Source organism: Arenibacter lacus (assembly GCF_008711145.1).
Lineage (GTDB): Bacteria > Bacteroidota > Bacteroidia > Flavobacteriales > Flavobacteriaceae > Arenibacter > Arenibacter amylolyticus.
In genome coordinates this window covers 22,915-46,321 of the sequence record NZ_VVIN01000003.1, presented here as the reverse complement: position 1 = coordinate 46,321, position 23,407 = coordinate 22,915, and the positions used below count along the sequence as shown (strand labels likewise).

Sequence of the window (23,407 nt, the reverse complement as noted above, 5' to 3'; positions counted from 1 at the left end):
CATGTTTTCAGACAACAAAAAACCTCGCGTACCTAATGAACAAGGCGGACAACCTAACAGAATAGGGAGAAGCACAAGAATAAAGGGAGATATCATATCTGAAGCAGATTTTAGGATAGACGGCGAATTGGAAGGCAATATAAAAACCACTGGAAAGGTGGTTATTGGTGCCGAAGGAATCATAAAAGGAAAAGTAGAGTGCGTACAGGCCGATATTGAAGGAAAATATGAAGGCGAACTAATTGTCACCGAACTCCTATCCCTAAAAGCCTCCGCCGTAATAGAGGGTACGGTAAGCGTTGCAAAACTGGCTGTAGAACCAGGGGCAACTTTCAATGCCTCCTGCACCATGAGGGGAAAAGGAGCCAAAACAGCAAACATCCCCTCCGCCAACAAGGTAACAACCAATGGAACCGCAAAAATCTCCTAAAAAGAACAATGGCCTAAGAAATGCCGCAATCCTCTCCGGGGTCGCCATACAAATGGGAATCATAATTTTCCTGGCGGCCAAGGGCGGAATATGGCTGGACAACTATTTTGAAATGGAATCTAAGACCTTTGTTATCATCCTTACCTTAGTAGGGGTGGTTGTTTCCATTTATCTTGTTATACAACAATTGAAACGCATCAATAATTAATGTTTAAAAAAAATCTCCTTCACCGTTTTTATTTCACCCTGTTCTTATCATACCTTCTCGTATTTGGGCTACACTTATTAATATTATACGCGCTGGGCCTTCCCCTTACGGATCATAAGATTTTATTAGCCTATGGGGTCAACATCATAATGGCGGTTGCCATTTTCTCTATCCTTTACATCTTTAGGGAACCCTTTAAGGACCAATTGGGATTTTTATACTTGGCGGGAAGTATGTTAAAGTTTGTGGTCTTTTTTATTGTCTTTTACCCCGCTTATAAGCTAGATGGTGAAATGGAGACTATAGAATTTTCGGCCTTCTTTGTCCCCTATGTCGTAGGTCTCATAGTAGAAACCCTTTATACAGCCAAAATCCTGAACTCCATCAATAATTCTTAACACATCAAGTGTTTTCCGGACCTCATTAAAATAAACCGGCCAATGCTTTTTTCTTTTTTAAATAAAAGCGTACATTTGCACGGATTTTTCGAGACCGATATTTTTAAGCGATATGCAAAAACCTTTTTACGTCAGATTTCTTTTAGTCGCCACTTTCCTTCTGGGATTCACTGCTTTCGCACAAGATGAGGACGCTTCGTCCGGAAATGAGCAAGGAAGTGTAAAGGCAGAAATTAAAGAATTCATTGCGCATCACCTACTTGATTCGCATGATTTTAACCTCTTCACTATTGATGAAGAGAAGAATACGCATTTTGGCTTTCCGCTGCCTGTAATTTTATGGGATGATGGCTTAAAGGTATTTATGTCTTCTAAATTTGATCACGGCGATTCTGTTGCCCATGTAGATGGGAACTACTACGCCCTGTATCATGGTAAGATTGTAAAGACCGATGCCCAAGGCACCATCAATTACGATGAGGCCGGACATGCCACTAACGCCAAACCTTTGGATTTTTCCATCACCAAAAACGTGGTATTCATCATTGCGGTCTCGCTCCTAATGATCTTTATGTTCAGAAAAATGGCCAAATCCTACAGTGGCAGCATGCTGCCTAAGGGGATTGGACGTGGTTTGGAGCCAATTATCCTGTACATCCGTGACGACATTGCTATTCCCAATATCGGTGAAAAGCATTATAAAAAATACATGGGATATTTATTGACCGTGTTTTTCTTTATCTGGATTATTAACCTTTTAGGTCTATCGCCTCTAGGTGTAAACGTTACCAACAACATTGCGGTAACCCTTTGCTTGGCATTGTTCACCTATTTCATCACTGCTTTTACAGCCAACAAGAATTACTGGAAACACATCTTTTGGATGCCAGACGTTCCTGTATTCATGAAGATCGTATTGGCTCCGATAGAACTGCTAGGAACCTTTATTAAGCCCTTCTCCCTCATGATTCGTTTATACGCGAACATTACGGCTGGGCACTTAATATTAATGAGTATCCTAGGGATGATGTTTATCTTTAAAACCTGGATAGGAAGTTCTATGTCCTTTGTTTTGGCAAGTGCACTTTCTTTCTTGGAATTATTGGTAGCCGCCCTACAAGCGTATATATTCACCATGCTATCTGCCCTGTATTTTGGAATGGCAGTAGAGGAGCATGACGATCACTAAAAGTAGAATGTTTAATAATTAATTATATATATTATGGAAATCCCAACTATTTTAGGAGCTGGATTAATCGTTGTTGGTGCCGCTTTTGGTATCGGTAAAATTGGTAGTTCTGCTATGGATGCTATCGCGCGTCAGCCTGAGGCTTCTGGTAAGATTCAAACAGCAATGTTGATTGCTGCGGCTCTTATTGAAGGTATCGGTTTTGCAGCGTTGTTCGCAGCCTAATCAAACAAAGAAACAGCTATAACGGTTGGTTATAGCTGTTCTTTTTACCAAATTAATTATTACACGTATCTATCATAATATTACAACATGGAAAAATTAATAGAACAGTTTTCATTTGGATTGTTTTTTTGGCAATTATTATTGCTTGTAATACTGTTGCTTGTCTTAAGAAAAGTTGCATGGAGACCTATTCTTAATGCTATTGAAGCGAGGGAATCTGGCATAAAGGATGCATTAGAGGCAGCAGAGAATGCCAAAAAGGAAATGCAAAATGTTACTGCAGATAGTGAGCGTCTGTTACAGGAAGCTCGCATGGAGCGCGATGGCATGATTAAAGAGGCTCGCGAGATGAAGGAGAAGATTGTTGCCGATGCAAAAGCTTTGGCACAGGTAGAGGCAGAAAATATGATTAGTCAGGCCAAAACCGCCATTGAAGGTGAAAAGAAAGCTGCCGTTGCCGAAATTAAAGATCAAGTGGCTACCCTATCTTTGGAAATTGCCGAGAAGGTAATAAAAGGACAGATTTCCGATTCTGGGAAGCAATTGAAGTTGGTAGAAGAAATGGTAGGGGATATTAAGCTTAACTAAGGGTAAAAAATGAACGAATCTAGAGCAGCGGTACGTTACGCAAAGGCAGTTTTGGGAATGGCAGTGGATAACAATGCCACCGAAGCAGTGGAAAATGACATGCGAAATATAATGGCTACAATTTCTGGAAGCCCAGAGCTCCGTGAAATGTTGGCAAGTCCACTGCTAAAAAGAGAATCAAAGAAAGAGGCTTTATCCGCCATCTTTACGGGCAGCAATCCAGTTACGGAAGGGCTGTTTACCATCTTGGTTGAGAACAAAAGGATTTCCATGTTACAGCAAGTGGCAGAAAAGTTTATTATTCTCAATGAAACCAGAAAGGGCCAGGAAGTAGCTACAGTTACTACCGCAGTTCCTTTATCTGAAGAATTGGAAAAACAAATATTGGATAAGGTAGTTCAACTTACCGGAAACCAGTCCAGCTTAGAAAATAAGGTGGACGAAAGTATTATTGGAGGCTTTATTTTAAGGGTTGGAGATACGCAGTACGATGCAAGTATCGCCCATAAATTAGAGAACCTAAGAAGAGAGTTTACAAATAGTTTATAAATAATTACGTTGGACGACGTTGCATAACAATGAGTCCTAATCTTATATCTATAACAAATGGCAGGAGTTAAAGCCGCTGAAGTATCAGCAATATTAAGAAAGCAATTATCGGAGTTTGAAGCATCAGCTTCATTAAACGAAGTAGGTACCGTATTAAATGTTGGTGATGGTATTGCCAGAGTTTATGGGTTATCCAACGTTCAATACGGAGAACTTGTAGAGTTTGAAGGCGGACTTCAAGGTATCGTTCTTAACTTGGAAGAAGATAATGTTGGTGTGGTATTGTTGAGCCCCTCCAGAGATGTTAAAGAAGGTTCTGTTGTAAAACGCACCCAGACCATCGCCTCTATAAAAGTAGGTGAAGGAATTGTAGGTCGTGTGGTAGACACCCTAGGTAATCCTATCGATGGAAAAGGACCTATTACGGGCGACCTGTACGAATTGCCATTGGAGCGTAAAGCACCTGGGGTAATTTTCCGTGAGCCGGTAACCGAGCCATTACAAACTGGAATTAAAGCAATTGATGCGATGATTCCTGTAGGTAGAGGTCAGCGTGAATTGGTTATTGGTGACCGTCAGACTGGTAAGACCACGGTTTGTATAGATACCATTATAAATCAGAAAGAATTTTACGATGCAGGGGAGCCTGTATACTGTATATATGTTGCCATTGGCCAAAAGGCCTCCACGGTTGCACTAATCGCCAAGACCTTAGAAGAGCATGGAGCTTTAGCTTATACTACTATTGTAGCAGCGAATGCCTCTGACCCTGCTTCCATGCAGGTGTACGCTCCTTTCGCAGGTGCTGCCATTGGTGAGTTCTTCAGAGATACTGGAAGACCTGCTTTAATTGTTTATGATGATTTATCTAAACAAGCAGTTGCTTACCGTGAGATCTCTCTATTATTGAGACGTCCACCGGGACGTGAGGCGTATCCTGGAGACGTTTTCTTCCTTCACTCCAGATTATTGGAGCGTGCTGCTAAGGTAATCGCTGACGATTCCATTGCAAAGGACATGAACGATTTACCAGAAGCATTAAAACCAATGGTAAAAGGTGGTGGTTCTTTAACAGCCCTACCTATCATTGAAACGCAGGCAGGTGACGTTTCCGCATATATCCCTACTAACGTAATTTCTATTACGGACGGTCAGATATTCTTAACTCAGGACTTGTTTAACCAAGGGGTGCGTCCGGCAATTGATGTGGGAATCTCCGTATCTCGTGTTGGAGGTAACGCTCAGATTAAATCGATGAAGAAAGTAGCGGGTACGCTGAAACTAGACCAAGCACAGTTCCGTGAATTGGAGGCTTTTGCCAAGTTCGGTTCCGATCTAGATGCTGCTACCTTAAATGTGATTGAAAAAGGACGTAGAAACGTTGAAATCCTAAAACAAGCACAAAACGATCCATTTACAGTGGAAGATCAGGTTGCAATTATCTACGCAGGTTCTAAAAACTTGCTAAGAGATGTACCAGTAACCAAGGTAAAAGAATTTGAAAAGGATTATATCGAGTTCTTGAACGCTAAACATCGCCCCATCCTAGATCAGTTGAAGGCAGGGAAATTAACCGATGAGGTAATCGATGTATTAACGAAGGTTGCCAAAGAAGTATCAGCTAAATATAAAGGCTAATTTTGCGGATTTCGTTATCCAATAAGAAGTCTATTTATATAATGTGTAATGACAATTAATGATGCAGCATGGGATAAGGAGCTAAGTTAATCCTTACCAATGCTGCTCATTAAAACCTCATTACTCAACACCAAAAAAGATGGCTAATTTAAAAGAAATAAGAAATAGGATTACCTCGGTATCCTCTACCATGCAGATTACCAGTGCCATGAAAATGGTATCTGCTGCTAAGTTGAAGAAGGCCCAGGATGCTATTACCGCCATGCGCCCTTATTCCGATAAACTATCGGAGCTTTTGCAAGGTCTTAGCGCAAGCTTGGAGGGTGATTCGGGGAGTATCTACGCTGATAATCGTGAGGTAAACAAAGTACTGATCGTTGCTATCACCTCTAACCGTGGTTTGTGTGGAGCTTTTAACTCCAATATCATCAAACAAAGCAATCATTTAATCAACCATGTCTATGCCAATAAGGAGGTAGACTTCATGGCCATAGGTAAAAAAGCGAATGACATACTGCGTAAAAACAATGAGGTCATTGCAGATCATAGTGATATTTTTGATCACCTAAGCTTTGAGAATGTAGCTGAAATTGCAGAGGAGTTGATGAACCTATTTTCTACGGGTGTTTATGACAAGATTGAAATTGTATACAATCAATTCCGAAATGCAGCCACCCAGATTGTAACAACCGAACAATTTTTACCCATAGTTCCTATGGAAGGCGAGGCTGATGATATTGCCGATTACATCTACGAGCCAACAAAAGAGGAGATTGTAGAGGAGTTAATCCCTAAATCCTTAAAAACTCAATTGTACAAAGGGGTATTGGACTCTTTTGCTAGTGAGCATGGTGCCCGTATGACGGCGATGCACAAGGCTACCGATAACGCCACCGAACTTAGAGATCAATTAAAACTTACCTACAACAAAGCAAGACAGGCTGCTATTACCAGCGAAATTTTGGAAATTGTTGGAGGAGCGGAAGCGCTGAACAATTAAGCGTAGCGAAAGCGAAGCTAAATGCAACAATAGCGGAAGCGTTGAACAATTAGGCAACTAGCGGAAGCGTTGAACAATTAGACGGAGCAATAAATCATTATCTTTTCAATTGTGACAAGAATAAAATTAAGGCCCTACAGCAATGTGGGGCTTTTTTTTGTCCACTACCTCCCCACACAGCAACCAAACTCGCCTCCTCCAACAATAGGGGTAAATAATAGTCCCTTCCAGAACCTTATTCACTAACTTTGCACCTATTAATTAAATCTCTATTTTTAAGGCTAATTCATAGATTTCTTTGAGTCAGATAAAAAAACTATTTAAGCAGACCTTTATCTATGGCTTGGCAACTGTATTGCCGAGAATGCTATCATTTCTTCTACTACCCCTTTACACCGGGGTTTTAGAAACTGCAGGCTATGGCGAAATCAGTATTATATTTTCCTGGTTTGCCATCTTTAACGTCCTCTTGGCCTATGGAATGGAAACCGCTTTTTTTAGGTTCTACAACAAAGAAGAAGATCGCTCTAAGGTGGTTACCACCTCCTTAATAACCATTGGAAGCACTACCCTCCTATTTGTTGTTCTTGCCCTATTCTTAAAAGACTTTATTGCCAGCGTCACCCAAATAGACGTTAAGTACATCCATTACGCTATTTATATCTTAGCCTTAGACGCCCTCGTTATTATCCCCTTTGCTTGGCTCAGGGCCAACGAAAGGCCCATGCGCTATGCGGTGATTAAAATCCTAAACGTCTCCATTAATTTTGGACTGAATATATTTTTCCTGATTTTATTGCCCAACTGGGTGGCAGAAACCCCCAACTCGTTTCTCTCCGCTTGGTACAGACCTAATTTTGAACTTTCGTACATTTTTATATCCAACCTCATTGCCAGCGGCATTACCCTCTTGTTTATGCTGCAGTTGTATGTAAGACAACCCTATGTTTTTGATAAAAAACTGTGGCGCAAAATGATGCGCTATGGCATGCCCGTTCTAGTTGCCGGCATTGCATTTACTATCAACGAGGTTTTTGATAAAATTCTCCTGTCTTACCTCTTGCCTGCTGATATAGCAGAGAGCGAAATTGGAAAATATTCTGCCTGCTATAAACTAGCAATGTTTATGACCCTGTTTGCTACCGCCTTTAGAATTGGTATAGAGCCCTTCTTTTTTAGCCACTCTTCCTCCAAAAACCCCCAAAAGGCCTATGCGCAAATCACCAATTATTTCGTGATTTTTGGAAGCATTATTTTATTAGGGGTAGTGGTTTATGCCGATTTACTGAAATTGCTTTTCGTACGGGACAGTTCTTACTGGGAGGCCATGTCCGTAGTTCCCATAATTGTATTAGCGGCTTTTTGCCTAGGTATCTATCACAACCTTTCCGTTTGGTACAAGGTAACGGACAGGACCAAATTTGGCGCCTATATATCCATCGCTGGCGCCGTGCTGACCATTGTGGTTAATTTCGCATTCATACCCAAATTTGGTTATAAGGCATCGGCAATAGCTACCTTATTGGCGTACGCCAGCATGATGCTATTATCGTATTATTACGGAAAAAAGTATTATCCCATCCCCTATAACCTAAAGAAGATATTATTTTACCTAGGATGCTCCATTCTTTTCTCGGTAGCATCGTTCTATATTTTTGACCGGAATTTGATTATTGGAAGTATATTTCTTCTTATATTTTTGGGATTGGTATACAGATTTGAACACAATACATTAAAACAAATATTCTTAAAAAAATGACCATAAACATCATCAATAAATCGGATCACCCCCTACCCCATTACGAAACCCTAGCCTCTGCAGGAATGGATTTAAGGGCCAATATTTCCAAGCCCATCACCTTACAACCTATGGAACGGGCCATTATTAAAACAGGCCTTTTTATAGAACTACCCATAGGCGTAGAAGCCCAAGTGCGACCACGAAGTGGGTTGGCAGCAAAAAAGGGAATTACGGTACTGAATGCCCCTGGAACCATCGATGCAGACTACCGAGGGGAAATCGGCGTGATTCTTGTGAACCTTTCTAATGAGTCCTTCGTAATTGAGAATGGCGAGCGCATTGCTCAAATGGTCATTGCCAAACACGAACGGGCACAATGGAACCAAGTAGACGTGCTTTCCGAAACCTCGCGTGGGGAAGGTGGATTTGGAAGTACAGGCATTAAATAATTATGCAGAGACCGTTCCAGGTCACATGGAACATCGTACTTTTGATACGGAGGCCTTTGGAAAGCCAATAAACTTGTAAACTAAAGTTGGTGAAATGAACAAGATAGGTACCTTCTTTCTCCTAATGATAGGGTTTTTATTAACCCCTATAACCTCCCATGCGCAAAACGAACTTTTTGAGGAGGAAGAAAGTGCCGAGCTTACCATGGAAGCGTATACAGACGAATTCCAAGAGAAGTTTTTTGAAGCTTTAAAACAAAAGGGCATAGAAAACTATGACCGAGCCATTAACCTCCTGCTAGAATGTAAGGCTATGGGGCTAGATTATGCGATTGTAGACTATGAGTTGGCAAAAGCCTACTTAGCCTCCAAAAACTATGTAAAAGCTCAGGAACATGCCCTAGCAACCTTAAGAAAGAGGCCTCAAGATTATTGGGTGCTTCATACCACCCTCGGCATTCTTGCCAGTCAAGGTCTCCATCTCGTAGATATAAAGCAACAGCTCCCCATCAGCAATATGGACTTAAAGAAAAATGCCGTGTTAATCTACTACCAGCAGCAACGCTATGAGGCCGCTATGGAAGTGTTAAAGGAGATGGAAAAAAGCTCTTTTTCTACAGAATTCACACAAAAAATTGAAGATTCCCTTCATACAACAGAACAGGAGGATGTAGAGGAAGTGATAGTACCAACAAAGGAGGAAAATCCAATGGATAGGTATTTCCGATTGCTCCAAGATCTTTTGAGCAAGGAAAATTATACGGAATTACAGGCACAAAGCTTAGAAGCAATGGAGCATTTCCCCGTACAACCTTACTTTTATTACACCTATGGCGTAGCATTACATAAAAACGGAAGCCATAAAGAAGCCATTTCAATTTTGGAATCGGGTTTAGATTTTATATTAGACGATGAGGGCCTATCCAAAAAGATATACCAAGAATTGGCAAGTGCACACACCGCTTTAGGAAATTCTTCCAAGGCAAATATGTATCTTAGCAAATTAAAATCCGGGTCTTAACACAATGGGAAATATAAAAATACATCTTCAACAGTGGGCCGTAGTGCTAGTAATGCTTTCACTACTCGCCTCCTGTAAATCTACCAGCGTAGTAACAGACGGGACGGTAGATGAGAATGTCAGTGCAAAATCGGTTATTAGAAACCACTACTACAATAACCTGAGCTTCAAGACACTGAGCGGAAGAATGAAAATAGAATACCAAGACGGAGCTACCTCCAACAGCGTCAATGTCTCCTTACGAATGGAAAAGGACAAGGCCATATGGATTAGCGCCCCCTTGGGGATCGTAAAGGCATATATTACCCCTAATAGGGTATCCTTTTACAATAAATTGGACAACGAATATTTTGATGGCGACTTTTCCTATTTAAGTCAGCTTTTGGGAACGGATCTAGATTTTAACAAAGTACAAAGCTTACTTCTAGGGGAGGCCTTATTTGATTTAAGGGATCAGAAATACACGGTAGATATCGCGAATAACAATTACCAGCTAAAACCTAAGAAATCTGAGGACCTCTTTAAAACACTTTTCCAGATAGAACCTCAAAATTATCGGATGGCCACGCAGCAGCTCTCGCAACCCTGGAATAAACGGCTGTTGGAAATTCAATATAAAAATTACCAAAAAGTAAGCCACTGGATCCTTCCTAACAAGATAGAGATCTTAGCGCTGGACGGAGATAATTCCAATAACATCCGCCTAGAATTTAGAAACATGGAATTCAATAGGGCCTTAAACTTCCCCTATAGTATTCCCAATGGTTTTAAAGAAATTGCCTTAAAGGAATATGGGAATTAGAAGGTCTTTGTTTACATATCTCCTACTGTTTGCATGCCTTCTTGGAGGTACAGGTCTTGTTGCACAATCTAATGAGCAAAAAGCCCTTGAGACTAAGCGGAAACAGTTGGAAAAGGAGATTAAGGAAATTAACCGCTTGCTTTTTGCCGAGAAGAAAGAGCGGGGCAATGTATTGGAGCAGCTAGAAGCCATGGATCACAAGATCAATGTAAGGCAGCAACTAATCCGCGTAACCAACCAACAAGCCAACCTGTTAAACAGGCAGATAAACACCAACATTAGAAATATAGGGAAACTACGGAAAGACCTTGAACTATTAAAGGAGGAGTACGCCAACATGATTCTAAAGTCCTATCAAAACAAATCCCAACAGAGTAGACTTATGTTTCTGTTGTCTGCGGACGACTTCTTCCAGGCGTTTAAGCGGTTTCAGTATATGAAACAGTACACCCAATACCGTAAAGAACAAGGGGAAGAGATTCAGAAAAAAACCGACGAGCTAACCCAACTTAACAAGGAACTTTCCACACAGCGCAAAGAAAAAGACAGATTGGTTGCAGAGAACACCCTGGTGAAAAATCAGCTGTTTAAGGAAATGCAATCTCAAAAAGAACTATTAAAAAATATAAGGCGGAACGAAAGTAAGTATGCGGCCCAAATTAAAAAGAAACAACAGGAGGCAAAACGAATTGATGAACAAATAGAGCGTCTAATACGAAATGCCATTGCCGCCGCCAATAAAGAAGCCGGAAAATCTACGAATACCAAAACTGCCGGCAGCAGTAAATTTGTAATGACCCCAGAAGCCACTATAGTAGCCAATAATTTTGCTGCCAATAAAGGGAAGTTAATCTGGCCTGTGGAAACGGGAATTAAAAGACAGGGCTTTGGGATCTACAAGGATCCTGTATACCCCGGTATAAAACACCAGAGCAATGGTGTAATTATTGCTACGGACGAAGGTGCCCAGGCCCGATCTATCTTTGAAGGAGAGGTAATTGCCATACTATCTGTTCCCGGGGGTAACAAGGGGGTTCAGATTAAACACGGTAACTATATAAGCACCTATTACAATCTGTCTACCGTGAATGTAAAAAAGGGAGACAAGGTTAAAATAAAGGACAGTTTGGGGGAAATCTACACCAGCAAGTCCAATGGCAGCACCCAATTAAAGTTCTATTTGTACCGAGATGCTACCAAACTAAATCCTGAAGACTGGATTTATCAATTGTGATTTAAAGCACTTCCCGAAAGCGGGATAATTACTGAGTAAACAGATTAACGGGTCGTCATGGAGCCACCAATTGGTAGCCCGTGACAAACATACTTATAGAGGATAAAATAGCCTCCTCCAGGGAATATTAATCCATAAAGAGGGCGCGCAGTTCCGTAGCCTCTTTGGGCTTCATTTTTCCTGCTAGTACCAAACTCAATTGTTTTCTGCGCAATGCGGCTGCAAATCGTTCCTTTTCTAAAGGAGTTTCTGGGGATAGTTCTGGTACCTTAACAGGCCTACCACTATCATCTACTGCTACAAAAGTGTATATGGCCTCGTTCACCTTGGATCTCTCCCCGCTAAAACGATCTTCCATCCAAACGTCTATAAAAATCTCCATGGACGTATTAAACGCCCTGGAAACGGCAGCTTCTACGGTTACCACGCTACCTACCGGCACCGCTTGGTTAAAGGCTACGTGGTTCACAGAGGCGGTTACCGTAATCCTTCTACTGTGCCTCCTGGCAGCAATACTGGCAGCCCGGTCCATACGGGCCAATAGCTCTCCTCCAAAAAGGTTGTTCAGTGGATTGGTTTCACTAGGTAAAACCATATCGGTCATTAAAGTACGCGATTCACTCGGTGTTTTGGGCTGCATAAATATCAATTTTTGCCCAAAGATACACTGCTATTAATAAGGTGAAAAATAGAAGCGCAATTATTTTACAGAGCGCATCCAAGCCTCGGAAGATTCGGAAGTTTTTATTTTTCTCAGTTCCTTTAGTGCAACCTCAGCGTCATCATAAGTCCCGTAGGCAACCATGTGCAGACCATACTCGTTTTCCCCTATATAGGAAGCGTTATACCCCTTCCCTTTTAATTGGGTTACCTTTTTCTCCGCATTTCCCTTAACTCGGAAGGCACCAGCAATAATCTGATGAGACTCCTTCTTTTTAGGAGTACTAATAGATAGGGAAATTACCGGCAATTCTAAAGGCGCGGTATTAAAGAAGGTTGCTTCCTGAATATTTTTGGAAACCTGTTGTTGGGCTTCTTGCCTTACCAATTGTTGGGTAATTACATTCTCATTATACAACCTATACCCGGTAAAACCAGTGGCCACTGCCAATAAAACCACAGCGGCATATTTAAAGTAAGGCCTATTACTTCTAGACTTACGGGCTTCGGGAGTAATGGTAAATGGAATTTTTTCCTCTAAGGCTACTACTTCCTCTTTCATAACTTCCCGTTGGATTGGGGCAGCTACAAAGGAAGACAGTCCAAAGGAAGAGGTAAGGTAATTAACTTCGTTAGAAGGTTGAAATTGAGTCTTCCCCTCGTTGTTGCGCCATAAAACGCCCAAATTGGGAAACCTCAGTTCTTCACCTGCTTCCAAACGCTGTGTCCACTCTTGGGAAACCAAGGCAATTTTTTGCTGCATCTCCTCATAAGATGTCCTTTCGGCCTCTGCCATATACGAAACCAATAGACCATCGTTGGACCTAAGCTGTCCGTTGAAAGAGATACTCTTCCTTGGTGGTACAAATGTATTGTTGTGTTCGTTAATTACCGCAGACTCCATCTGGGTTAAAAACGCGCCAAATTCTGGCACCATAACACAATTATATCTATAAAGTAATTCCGCTATATAAAATTCCGTTCCCATAAAGACAAAGATTGCAAATATTACGCAAGTTCAAAACACCTGAGCCATCTTTTTATTAACATAAAATTTTATGTATTTTGTAAACAACTAAGCATGGGATACAAATGTCTAAAGATGAAATAATTGCACTTTTAAGATTACAGAACGCCCCCCATATAGGCGACATCTCAGCCAAAAAATTAATTGGGCATTGCGGGGGTGCCGAAGCTGTTTTTTCTAGTGGCACCTCATCACTTCTTAACATTGATGGCATTGGTAAACACACCTTAAAGGGACTTTTTGACACCGAACATTTAGAAGCCGCAGAGGAAGAGTATATTTTTATCCAAGAAAACAACCTGCAGCTATATCCCTTTACACACCCCCTCTACCCAGCTGCTTTAAAACATTGTATAGATGGTCCTATCTTGCTTTTTGGCAGGGGCAACATCAATTTAAATAAAAAAAGAATCATTAGTATAGTAGGCACTAGAAACATTACCAGTTACGGTGCGGCCTTCTGCGAGGAGCTCATAGCAGAGATTGCTCCCTTAGACCCTATTATCGTAAGTGGTTTTGCTTATGGGGTAGATATCTGTGCACAGCGGGCAGCCATAAAACACGGCCTACAAACTATAGGCTGCTTAGCCCATGGTTTAAATCAGATTTACCCAAAGGTCCACGAGTGTTTTGTAGGAGATGTAGAAAGGAATGGAGGCTTTTTAACGGAATTCTGGAGCACTTCACAACCAGAGAGGGAAAATTTCCTAAGACGAAATCGCATTATCGCTGGCACCAGCGAAGCAACCGTGGTTATTGAGTCGGCAGAAAAAGGGGGCAGTTTGGTAACCGCGGATATTGCCAACAGCTATAATCGCGATGTATTTGCGGTTCCCGGACGGGTGCAAGACCGATTTAGCATTGGCTGCAACAACCTTATAAAACAACAAAAGGCACAAATGATTACCTCGGCGGCAGATCTCATCTATATGTTGGGCTGGGAATTAGAGGAAAAACAACCACAAGCAATACAGAAGCAACTATTTGTGGAATTGGATGAAACGGAAAAGGATATTTACAACTACTTACAATTAGGCGGAAAAAAAATGCTGGATAACATCGCTTTAGATTGCAAGCTCCCCATCTTTAAAGCCTCCTCTACCCTTTTAAATATGGAAATGAAAGGGGTAATAAGACCGCTACCAGGAAAAGTTTTTGAAGCGATTTAAGTTTTAACCAAAATCTAAGGCACTTACCAATACATATTCCTGTTTAGGCCACCCGGTTACCTCCTTACAATCCGACCAAACGGTCTAAAATCCCTTCTTTCACCCCTAAAATGTAAATTATGTAAGCTTTTAACGATGAATTCCGTCAAAAAAAAGAAAAACCCACCACACCAATGAGGAGCAGTGGGTATACTTAAAGACCAAGCGGTCTTTTATTAGGTTTAGTACCCTACTTTATCTCTTACACGCAATAAGACCTCATCGGCTATTAGCTGAGCTTTTTTAGCACCCAACGCCAAGGCGGCATCCAACTCATCTAAGTTTGCCATATAGTAATTGAATTTCTCACGAGCCTCTCCAAAGCGCTCCAACACCACCTCGTACAAGGCTTGCTTGGCATGGCCATACCCGTAATTTCCCTTTAGGTAATTCTCGCGCATTTCTGCTACCTGACTTTCCGAAGCTACTATTTTATAAAGCGCAAATACATTATCCGTATCCGGATCTTTTGGATCTTCCATAGGCGTACTATCGGTTTGGATCCCCATAATCTGCTTCCTCAATTGCTTGTCCGTTTGAAAAAGACTGATTAGGTTCCCCTTGCTCTTGCTCATTTTGGCTCCATCGGTTCCTGGGATATACATGGTTTCTTCCTGCACCTTTCCCTGTGGCAATACAAAAGTGTCTCCTAACTGAGCATGAAACCTAGATGCCACATCGCGGGCCATCTCCAAATGCTGCATCTGGTCCTTGCCTACAGGCACAATCTCTGCGTCGTAGAGCAAGATATCTGCCGCCATTAGCATGGGGTAGAAAAACAAACCTGCATTTACATCATCCAAACGATCTGCCTTATCCTTAAAAGAATGCGCAAGGGTAAGTCTTTGATACGGGAAAAAACAACTTAGATACCACGCCAGTTCCGCCGTTTGCGGAATATCACTTTGGCGATAAAAAACAGTCTTGTTTATATCCAGTCCAAAGGCAAGCCAAGTAGCGGCCACCGCATAGGTATTATTCCTTAACTCCTCCCCATTTTTTATCTGGGTAAGAGAATGCATATCAGCGATAAAAAGAAAAGATTCGTTCTTCGGGTCGTTCGCCATTTCTATAGCTGGGAGAATGGCTCCCAATATGTTGCCCAAGTGCGGGGTTCCCGTACTTTGTATTCCTGTTAAAATTCGTGCCATCGTATTATTTTCAAAAGACTACAAAGGTAAAAGAAATCCTAAAAAGGAACTTATAATTATTATTTTTGATTTTATGATATCAATCCTAAGAAAAATAGGTCAGACCCTATATCGCATCTGGTTTTATTTGTTGGTAGCCCTACCCATTTTAGTAATGCTACCTTTTCTAGTTATTTTTACCATGTCCGAAAAAACCTATGCCCAGTTCTTTTGGCTGGCCCGAAACATTTGGGCAAATTGTATTTTATATGGCATGGGATGTTATCCTAAAATAAAAAGGGAACAGCAGTTGATAAAAGGAGAGAGCTATATGCTGGTGGCCAACCATACCAGTATGTTAGATATTATGTTGATGCTAAAGGTGAGCAAAAACCCCTTTGTATTTATTGGAAAGAAAGAACTGGTGAAAATCCCTCTATTTGGATTTTTCTACAAGCGGGTTTGCATAATGGTAGACAGGGAATGTACCAGAAGCAGGACGGCTGTTTATAGAAGGGCACAAAGAAGGTTAGACCAAGGCCTCAGCATTTGTATTTTTCCGGAAGGTGGGGTGCCAGACGAATCAATCCTCCTAGACAATTTTAAGGATGGCGCCTTTAAGATGGCTATTGCGCATAACATCCCCGTTGTTCCAATCACATTTTGCGATAATAAAAAACGGTTTTCATTCACCTTTTTTAGCGGGGGTCCCGGGAAACTGCGCACAAGAGTACACCGTTTTTTTGATACGGAACACCTGGGCTCCGAAGACAAAAATGAATTAAAGGAAGAGGTAAGAAAGGTTATCCTTAACGAGTTAAAGGCTAACTGCTCCCACCCGATAACCCCAAGTAGCATTTCCGTAAAACTATAACGCCTAAACCCAGACAGCGCATTCTTTCTTAAAACTTAAAGCTAAAACCGCTATACACCCCTAAAGAATAAGGGTTAAAACTCCCTGCCGTATCCTCAAACGTATTTAATTGATACTTGAATACCGGCTCTACGTTCAGCTTTAACTTACTATTAAATTCATAATTAAGCCCCAAACCAATATTGGTACTAAAGTTTACCGAATTGATATTATTGGCCTCTCCCAAGACCGTGGTCTTTCCGCTAGATTGTAACACCACCTCATTATCCGTTAGAAAAAGGGAACTGACCCCACCAATTAGGTTCACGCCAAACCTACTATCTACTAAGGTGTAATTAACCTCCAAGGGAACCTCTACATAGCCAATCTGCTGCCCCATGGTTCCCATACGGCTGGGACTTTTCCCGCTAACATCCAACGCAACTGGCACTCCCCCTTGCTGAATTCCTAAGTGGTTTCGGGTATCCCTAATAACAATGGACTGAGCAGTATTGGTATAATTAATATTTTCTAATTGGGCATGCGAAGGAGCATTAAAAGAGGAAGTAAAGGCAACATTATTGGTGTTGTATCCAAAATCTACCTTATGAACCCCTGAGCGTATGCTAATTTTTTTAGACACTTCATAGGCAACATTCACCCCATAACTAATGGTAACGCTACCAGTCTTGGAATTGGAGGCCAACATAGAATTTATAGGCGATCCTCCACCGATACCATTAAAATAAACAGGAGCCACACTTGGCCCAGCAGACCACTTACTCCCCTTAACTCCAGCAACAGCATTTTCTTCGGCCTGTTTTTCAATTTCATCCAGAAGGGATTTCTTCTTCAGATCCACCTCGGCTTGGGAAGTATCAATTGCCTTTGCCAATTGGCTTTGCTCTGCCAATCCATTAGTCTCCTCCCCTAGCGGAACCTGATTTCCGGTATCCATCAATTCTCGGTTGCCTTCCTTATTAGCATTTCCTTCTACTAGGTTCTGGTTGTCTGCCACCCCCATTTCTTTAGTCTCCCCGTCTGCGGGAAACACACTTGGGTCCTCAATATTGGTGCTCCTTGTAGCTACTCCTATATTAGTTGCGGACTGTTGGCCTTTTATCCCTTTCCCGGTCACCTCTAGTAATATAGACTCTTCCTTGTTCGCTTTCTGGGTATCAGTAAGTACGGGCGTCTCCTGCACCGCTTCATTTAAATTGTTTTTTGGAGCATCCTCTACCTCATCCACATCCTTAATTTCTACATCGGTAACGATAGGGCTTAGGGTAACCGAATCGAAAAATGGATTAATAGCCACAAATAGAAGGGCCAGAACAGCCGCAATGCCACCCAGTTTCCACCAAAGGGGAATCACCTTCCGAGACCTTTGTTTTTTATCCAAGGATGCCTCAATGGAGCACCAAATCCTTTCGTCTGGCACTTCTTGAAAGTCATTCAACTTTTCCTGGAATAATTTGTCTAATTTATTTTCACTCATATTTTCTGCACTTGGGGCATAGACACCTTTTACGGGCTTATCCCTCTATATATATCTTGGCCTTATTGGCTTCAATTTTTTCTTTTAATATTCCCCTCGCCCTCGCCAAATTGGATTTTGAAGTCCCTTCGGAAGTTCCAAGCATCTCGCTAATTTCTTTATGACTATATCCGTCCAAAACATATAGGTTAAAGGTAAGACGGTATTTATTGGGAAGTTCCTGCACGTAACGCAATAAGGTTTTTAGGTCCAAATCTACATAACCTGACTCTTCTACCGCCTCTTCCTCTATATTTTCGGATACCAATGGAAGGCTTTCCTCCTTTCTATATTTCTGCAGTACGGTATTAATGGCAATCCGCTTCATCCAACCCTCAAAAGACCCCTGATGTTTAAACTGATCTATCTTATCAAAGATGGTCATAAAACTATCGTGCAAGCTATCTTCGGCCTCCGTTTTATTGCGCGAGTACTTGAGACAAATACCGAACAGTATTCGGGAATAATCCCGATATAGCTGTTCTTGTGCTTGTCTATTCCCTTTTTTACAATTATTAATGAGCTCAACTAGATTACTCAAAATACAGATTGGGTTATGCTATTCCTTTGCCTGATCGGAGCTGTCCGAACCTACGGGAACCGTAATTTCTAAATACTCCGACTCACCATTTTCATTGTCACCAGTCCAAAATTTAAACAAATAAGGCTGATCGTACAACACTTCAAAGTTAAATGATGCCGTTACCTCATCCATTTTTTCGATACATTGGGAATCCTTATTCTCAATAACCGATCCAACAGCGACCACATTACGGGTGGTAAGCTCCTCTTTCACCACATCAAAACCTTCAAAATAAGTACAGCTATCAGGTCTAAAATACGATACTTTTATATTGTACACCTCACCCAATTCGAAGGATTCCGGCATTTCCACGGAATTAATCTTCAAAGCTTCAAAATGATAATTAATACCATCGTCCACAGAGCAGGAAGTCAATACAGAAAAAGTGGCAACCACCAATAAAAAGAGTAATCTTTTCATGTTTACACTACATTTAAAATGATTTGAGAAACCTTTGGCATCCCTTAAGCCTCCTTCTGAGGAGTAGGATAAAAACACCTTCAGTTTCAATACAATTCCTTTTTATTAGGTAGATGTGATTTAAAGCAATGGTTGCGTATGGGTAAAAAAAAAATCCCGAATAAATCGGGATTTTTTTAATTCTTATGAATTTACTGTTTTGATGGCGTCCACAATTTTGCCTTCTAGTTCTTCCAGCAATTCGGGATTGTCCAACAACAGATTTTTAACGGCATCTCTTCCTTGCCCAAGCCTGGTATCACCATAGCTAAACCAAGAACCGCTTTTCTTAATAATTTCGAACTCCACTCCCAAGTCAATGATCTCTCCTACCTTGGAAATTCCTTCGCCATACATAATATCAAACTCGGCGGTCCTAAATGGAGGAGCCACTTTATTCTTTACAATTTTCACCCTGGTTTTGTTTCCTTGCACTCCACCATCGGTATCCTTTATCTGGGTAGACCTCCTAATATCCAATCGCACAGAAGCGTAGAACTTAAGGGCGTTTCCACCAGTAGTAGTTTCTGGGTTACCAAACATCACCCCAATCTTCTCCCTTAACTGGTTAATAAAAATTACGGTACAATTGGTTCTACTAATAGAACCTGTTAATTTTCTAAGCGCCTGTGACATTAATCGGGCATGGAGTCCCATTTTGGAATCCCCCATCTCCCCTTCAATCTCACTCTTAGGCGTTAAAGCCGCCACGGAATCTATCACCACTATATCGATCGCTCCGGATCTAATAAGGTTATCGGCAATTTCCAATGCCTGCTCCCCGTGGTCTGGCTGGGAAATAATTAAGTTATCTATATCTACCCCTAATTTTTGGGCATAAAATCTATCAAAAGCATGCTCCGCATCAATAAATGCGGCTATTCCCCCATTTTTTTGGGCTTCTGCCATGGCATGCAAGGTAAGGGTAGTTTTACCGGAAGATTCCGGTCCGTAAATTTCAATAACCCTTCCTCGTGGGTATCCACCAACACCCAATGCAACATCCAATCCCAAAGACCCAGAGGATATTACCTCTACATCTTGGACTACGCTATCCCCCATCTTCATTACGGCTCCTTTACCGTAAGTTTTATCTAATTTATCTAGGGTTAGTTTTAATGCTTTTAATTTTGCTTCTTTTTCAGAACTCATCTTCGTATTGTATTAGGGTCGCTAAAATACCATTTCTTTTTGCATAATGCCATCTAAAAAGCGGATTTTATACGGGGTGATCTCTTAGCCTGCATGGTCCCTTAGGACACTTATGAACAAGAACCGTATTAGGCACGGGATCTTTAATCGGCTAGACAACACCTAACGCAAGCAACTGTAACCTAGCTACTTCAAAAATAAATCCAACTTTTTTTTTACCAAATACGCAACCTTTTTCAAATACTCACATCTAACTATTAACTAACTCAAATTAGGTTGCTTATTGTTTTTGGTAGGACAATAAGGGTTGAAGGTCAATATCACATCAAAAGTCTATGAAAAAGAGGTTTTGGTATTGACTAAATTAAAAAGGGTCTTGAACGTTCAAGACCCTTTTTTTATACCACAGCTCGCTCTGCGCGACTTAAAAATAGCTTAATTGCTTTTAAACCCTCCCTAGATGTCTTAATTTTGCACTTTTAATAATATCTTTTAACTTAAACTATTGGTATAGCATGCAACTGTACAATACACTAAGTGCAAAGGAAAGAGAAGTTCTTATAGAGGAAGCTGGGGAAGACCGGCTAACAATCTCTTTCTACAAATATGCACACATTGGCAATCCGGCCATTTTTAGAAATCACTTATTTATTCATTGGAACGAATTGGATGTCTTAGGCCGTATTTATGTGGCCCATGAAGGAATAAATGCCCAGTTGTCCGTTCCTGCAACAAACTTCACGAAGTTTAAGTCACACTTGGACAGTATTTCGTTCTTGGAAAACGTTCGTTTAAACATCGCCATTGAACAAGACAACAAATCTTTCCTTAAGCTAAAAGTGAAGGTTAGAAAGAAAATTGTAGCCGATGGACTAAACGATGCTACTTTTGATGTTACCAACAAAGGTATTCATGTAGATGCAGAGAAGTTCAATGCGCTTATTGAAGATCCAGATACCATTTTGGTAGATATGCGCAACCATTACGAAAGCGAAATTGGCCATTTTAAAAATGCCATCACCCCGGATGTGGATACGTTTCGGGATTCTTTGGACATCATTGAACAGGATTTGGCGGCCCATAAGGAAGACAAAAAACTGGTTATGTATTGCACCGGTGGTATCCGTTGCGAAAAGGCCAGTGCTTATTACAAGCACAAAGGTTTTCAACAAGTATATCAATTAGAAGGAGGTATTATAGAGTACACCAGACAGGTACAGGAGAAAAACCTAGAAAACAAGTTCTTAGGTAAGAATTTTGTGTTCGATCACAGGCGCGGGGAACGCATTACAGACCATGTAATTGCCAACTGCCATCAGTGCGGCGCTCCCAATGACACCCATGTTAACTGCGCCAACGAAGCCTGTCACTTATTATTTATCCAATGCGAATCCTGTGCGGAAAAGATGAACAATTGCTGCTCCAAGGAGTGTATGGACATACATGCCTTGCCTTATGAAGAGCAGAAAAAATTGCGGAGAGGTAAGGTAGTAAGCAATAAGATCTTTAAAAAAGGAAGGTCCGAAGTACTTACCTATAAGCGGTAGGGATCTAAATGTATCTAACGGCACTCTTTCTTTTCATCGCTTAAAAAAAACACTATCTTTACGGTTGATAAAAATTATGAACCTTTTTCGGTGACAGTATTACTTTCTTCACCGAACCAACATATTAATTATGGGTTGCAGCAGTTGTTCAACCGGTAAGGACGGACAGCCAAAGGGATGCAAGAACAATGGGACTTGTGGCACCGATGGCTGTAATAAATTGACGGTATTTGATTGGCTTTCCAATATGTCGCTACCAAATGGGCAAAAACCATTTGATTGCGTGGAAGTCCGCTTTAAAAATAGTAGAAAAGAATTCTTCAGAAATTCCGAAAACCTGTCACTTTCCATCGGGGATGTGGTGGCCACCCAGGCTGCCTCTGGACACGATGTAGGCATTGTTTCCCTTACGGGGGAATTGGTGCGGGTGCAGATGAAGAAGAAGAAAGAGGATTATAACAATCCCCAACTCCCTGTGGTGTATCGGAAAGCCACACAGAAGGATATCGATAAATGGCAAAAATGTAGAGACCGCGAAGAGGAAATAAAGAAGAGGGCCCGAGAAATTGCCATTCTTTTAAACCTGGAAATGAAAATTTCGGATGTGGAATTTCAAGGGGATGGTTCCAAAGCCACCTTTTATTATACTGCGGAAGATCGGGTAGATTTTAGGCAGTTAATCAAGGACATGGCCAAGGCATTCAGAATCCGCATAGAAATGCGGCAGATTGGCTATAGGCAGGAAGCACAGCGCCTAGGTGGGATTGGATCTTGCGGAAGGGAATTGTGTTGTTCTACTTGGTTAACCGACTTTAGATCTGTTAGCACCTCGGCCGCACGTTACCAGCAGCTTTCCCTAAATCCGCAGAAATTAGCCGGACAATGCGGAAAGTTAAAATGCTGCCTCAACTACGAACTAGATGTATATTTAGATGCCCTAAAAGATTTCCCTAGTCAAGATACCAGACTCTTCACAGAGAAAGGGGTAGCCTTTTGTCAAAAAATTGATATTTTTAAAGGATCCCTGTGGTTCTCCTATAAAAGCGATCCGGCCAATTGGCACGAGCTAACCAAAAATCAGGTTGCTGAAATAAAGGAGAAAAACAAGAAAAAGGAAAGTGTAACCAGTTTGGAGGAATACACCCTAACCAATGTGGAGCGCGATGAAAAAGTGTTCGAAAATGTAGTAGGACAGGACAGCCTTACGCGTTTTGACGCTCCCAAAAGATCTAGAAATAAAAAAAGGAGTAAAAAAAGAAGAAAGTCCAACTACAAAAAAAGACCTTCCAATAATGCTTAGAGGCATAGCGTTACTAATGCTGGTCAGTTTAATGGTTTCCTGTGACGGACAGACCGTTAAATCTGCCTATACCCCTACCAACAATGGGGTGTGGCACAAGGACAGCATAATTCAGTTTAACTTTTCCGGTCTAGATACGGTACAACCCTTTAATGTGTTTATCAACATTAGGAACGATCAGACCTACCCCTATAGCAATTTATTCCTTATTGCCGAGCTGCAAAGTCCGCTGGGCGACCTAGTAAGGGATACCTTGGAATACGAGATGGCCCGGCCCAATGGCGAATGGTTAGGGAGTGGCCACGGTAGTTTAAGAGAAAATAAATTGTGGTATAAGGAAAACATCGTTTTCCCAGCCTCTGGCGTATATACCTTAAAAGTTTCCCATGCCATGCGCAAAAATGGCCAAGTAGAAGGCATTGAAGCACTGGAGGGTATAACCGATGTAGGATACCAAATAGAAAAAATTAATCCGTAGG

General features: G+C 41.3%; 26 protein-coding genes. 19 read left to right on the top strand and 7 right to left on the bottom strand.

The genetic code is table 11. The features are described 5' to 3' along the window. Nucleotide 1 precedes the first annotated feature (1 nt). The 14 genes from F1E73_RS02160 (at nt 2) to F1E73_RS02095 (ending at nt 11,472) form a co-directional block, all read left to right on the top strand. Entirely contained in the window at nt 2–430 is a 429-nt protein-coding gene (locus F1E73_RS02160) for a bactofilin family protein (RefSeq protein ID WP_150450989.1), read from the top strand. After that, a complete protein-coding gene (locus tag F1E73_RS02155; protein ID WP_086476466.1) occupies nt 408–638 on the top strand; it encodes an AtpZ/AtpI family protein in 231 nt (76 codons plus the stop codon). Before F1E73_RS02160 ends, F1E73_RS02155 begins: the two co-directional genes overlap by 23 nt. Continuing rightward, a complete protein-coding gene (locus tag F1E73_RS02150; protein ID WP_150450988.1) occupies nt 638–1,036 on the top strand; it encodes a DUF6168 family protein in 399 nt (132 codons plus the stop codon). Before F1E73_RS02155 ends, F1E73_RS02150 begins: the two co-directional genes overlap by 1 nt. A gap of 112 nt (nt 1,037–1,148) precedes the next feature. Then, nucleotides 1,149–2,225 carry a F0F1 ATP synthase subunit A gene (gene atpB / locus F1E73_RS02145; RefSeq protein ID WP_150450987.1) on the top strand — a complete coding sequence of 359 codons (1,077 nt, stop codon included), beginning with the start codon at nt 1,149–1,151 and terminating at the stop codon, nt 2,223–2,225. Nucleotides 2,226–2,258: 33 nt separating this feature from the next. After that, nucleotides 2,259–2,450 carry an ATP synthase F0 subunit C gene (gene atpE, locus F1E73_RS02140; RefSeq protein ID WP_176328460.1) on the top strand — a complete coding sequence of 64 codons (192 nt, stop codon included), beginning with the start codon at nt 2,259–2,261 and terminating at the stop codon, nt 2,448–2,450. Between the two features lie 87 nt (nt 2,451–2,537). Beyond that, on the top strand, nt 2,538–3,038 hold the full coding sequence (locus tag F1E73_RS02135) for a F0F1 ATP synthase subunit B (protein ID WP_086476470.1): 501 nt from the start codon (nt 2,538–2,540) through the stop codon (nt 3,036–3,038). Between the two features lie 9 nt (nt 3,039–3,047). Continuing rightward, on the top strand, nt 3,048–3,587 hold the full coding sequence (atpH, locus tag F1E73_RS02130) for an ATP synthase F1 subunit delta (protein WP_150450986.1): 540 nt from the start codon (nt 3,048–3,050) through the stop codon (nt 3,585–3,587). Nucleotides 3,588–3,644: 57 nt separating this feature from the next. Continuing rightward, a complete protein-coding gene (gene atpA, locus F1E73_RS02125) occupies nt 3,645–5,225 on the top strand; it encodes a F0F1 ATP synthase subunit alpha (protein WP_086476472.1) in 1,581 nt (526 codons plus the stop codon). Between the two features lie 139 nt (nt 5,226–5,364). After that, entirely contained in the window at nt 5,365–6,225 is an 861-nt protein-coding gene (atpG, locus tag F1E73_RS02120) for an ATP synthase F1 subunit gamma (RefSeq protein WP_150450985.1), read from the top strand. Nucleotides 6,226–6,523: 298 nt separating this feature from the next. Next, complete coding sequence (locus tag F1E73_RS02115; protein ID WP_150450984.1) at nt 6,524–7,984, top strand: lipopolysaccharide biosynthesis protein; 1,461 nt, start codon at nt 6,524–6,526, stop codon at nt 7,982–7,984. Then, nucleotides 7,981–8,415, top strand: coding sequence for a dUTP diphosphatase (gene dut, locus F1E73_RS02110; RefSeq protein WP_150450983.1), 435 nt, complete (start codon nt 7,981–7,983; stop codon nt 8,413–8,415). Before F1E73_RS02115 ends, dut begins: the two co-directional genes overlap by 4 nt. Nucleotides 8,416–8,509: 94 nt before the next feature. After that, nucleotides 8,510–9,436, top strand: coding sequence for a tetratricopeptide repeat protein (locus F1E73_RS02105; protein WP_086476238.1), 927 nt, complete (start codon nt 8,510–8,512; stop codon nt 9,434–9,436). A 4-nt stretch (nt 9,437–9,440) separates the two neighbouring features. Beyond that, entirely contained in the window at nt 9,441–10,238 is a 798-nt protein-coding gene (locus F1E73_RS02100) for a DUF4292 domain-containing protein (RefSeq protein ID WP_223883337.1), read from the top strand. Further along, complete coding sequence (locus tag F1E73_RS02095) at nt 10,228–11,472, top strand: murein hydrolase activator EnvC family protein (protein ID WP_150450982.1); 1,245 nt, start codon at nt 10,228–10,230, stop codon at nt 11,470–11,472. Before F1E73_RS02100 ends, F1E73_RS02095 begins: the two co-directional genes overlap by 11 nt. 127 nt (nt 11,473–11,599) lie before the next feature. On the opposite strand, the gene F1E73_RS02090 is transcribed toward F1E73_RS02095, so the two are convergent. After that, nucleotides 11,600–12,112, bottom strand: coding sequence for an acyl-CoA thioesterase (locus F1E73_RS02090; protein ID WP_086476236.1), 513 nt, complete (start codon nt 12,110–12,112; stop codon nt 11,600–11,602). Nucleotides 12,113–12,172: 60 nt separating this feature from the next. Beyond that, nucleotides 12,173–13,120: an HU domain-containing protein gene (locus F1E73_RS02085; RefSeq protein WP_086476235.1), complete on the bottom strand. Its 948-nt coding sequence runs from the start codon at nt 13,118–13,120 to the stop codon at nt 12,173–12,175. Nucleotides 13,121–13,224: 104 nt separating this feature from the next. Here F1E73_RS02085 and dprA point away from each other — a divergent pair, with 104 nt between their 5' ends. Further along, nucleotides 13,225–14,328 carry a DNA-processing protein DprA gene (gene dprA, locus F1E73_RS02080; RefSeq protein ID WP_086476234.1) on the top strand — a complete coding sequence of 368 codons (1,104 nt, stop codon included), beginning with the start codon at nt 13,225–13,227 and terminating at the stop codon, nt 14,326–14,328. A gap of 221 nt (nt 14,329–14,549) precedes the next feature. On the opposite strand, the gene trpS is transcribed toward dprA, so the two are convergent. Then, nucleotides 14,550–15,518, bottom strand: coding sequence for a tryptophan--tRNA ligase (trpS, locus tag F1E73_RS02075; protein WP_086476233.1), 969 nt, complete (start codon nt 15,516–15,518; stop codon nt 14,550–14,552). 73 nt (nt 15,519–15,591) lie between these two features. Between trpS and F1E73_RS02070 the strand changes: the two genes are divergently transcribed. Further along, nucleotides 15,592–16,371 (top strand): lysophospholipid acyltransferase family protein, encoded by a 780-nt coding sequence (locus F1E73_RS02070; protein WP_086476232.1) that lies wholly within the window; start codon nt 15,592–15,594, stop codon nt 16,369–16,371. A 28-nt stretch (nt 16,372–16,399) separates the two neighbouring features. On the opposite strand, the gene F1E73_RS02065 is transcribed toward F1E73_RS02070, so the two are convergent. The 4 genes from F1E73_RS02065 to recA all read right to left on the bottom strand — a co-directional run bounded on the left by F1E73_RS02065 (nt 16,400) and on the right by recA (nt 20,081). Beyond that, nucleotides 16,400–17,848: an outer membrane beta-barrel protein gene (locus F1E73_RS02065; RefSeq protein WP_150450981.1), complete on the bottom strand. Its 1,449-nt coding sequence runs from the start codon at nt 17,846–17,848 to the stop codon at nt 16,400–16,402. A gap of 37 nt (nt 17,849–17,885) precedes the next feature. Beyond that, the gene (locus tag F1E73_RS02060; RefSeq protein WP_086476230.1) at nt 17,886–18,428 is read right to left on the bottom strand and encodes an RNA polymerase sigma factor; all 543 of its coding nucleotides are present in this window, start codon (nt 18,426–18,428) and stop codon (nt 17,886–17,888) included. Between the two features lie 18 nt (nt 18,429–18,446). Beyond that, the gene (locus F1E73_RS02055) at nt 18,447–18,890 is read right to left on the bottom strand and encodes a hypothetical protein (protein WP_086476229.1); all 444 of its coding nucleotides are present in this window, start codon (nt 18,888–18,890) and stop codon (nt 18,447–18,449) included. 183 nt (nt 18,891–19,073) lie between these two features. Further along, nucleotides 19,074–20,081 (bottom strand): recombinase RecA, encoded by a 1,008-nt coding sequence (gene recA, locus F1E73_RS02050; protein ID WP_086476228.1) that lies wholly within the window; start codon nt 20,079–20,081, stop codon nt 19,074–19,076. Between the two features lie 515 nt (nt 20,082–20,596). Here recA and trhO point away from each other — a divergent pair. From trhO to F1E73_RS02035, 3 genes are all read left to right on the top strand, one after another. Then, nucleotides 20,597–21,628: an oxygen-dependent tRNA uridine(34) hydroxylase TrhO gene (gene trhO, locus F1E73_RS02045; protein ID WP_150450980.1), complete on the top strand. Its 1,032-nt coding sequence runs from the start codon at nt 20,597–20,599 to the stop codon at nt 21,626–21,628. 130 nt (nt 21,629–21,758) lie between these two features. After that, nucleotides 21,759–22,928 (top strand): PSP1 domain-containing protein, encoded by a 1,170-nt coding sequence (locus F1E73_RS02040; RefSeq protein WP_086476226.1) that lies wholly within the window; start codon nt 21,759–21,761, stop codon nt 22,926–22,928. Beyond that, complete coding sequence (locus tag F1E73_RS02035; protein ID WP_150450979.1) at nt 22,921–23,406, top strand: gliding motility lipoprotein GldH; 486 nt, start codon at nt 22,921–22,923, stop codon at nt 23,404–23,406. The genes F1E73_RS02040 and F1E73_RS02035 overlap by 8 nt, the downstream gene beginning before the upstream one ends. Nucleotide 23,407 lies beyond the last annotated feature (1 nt).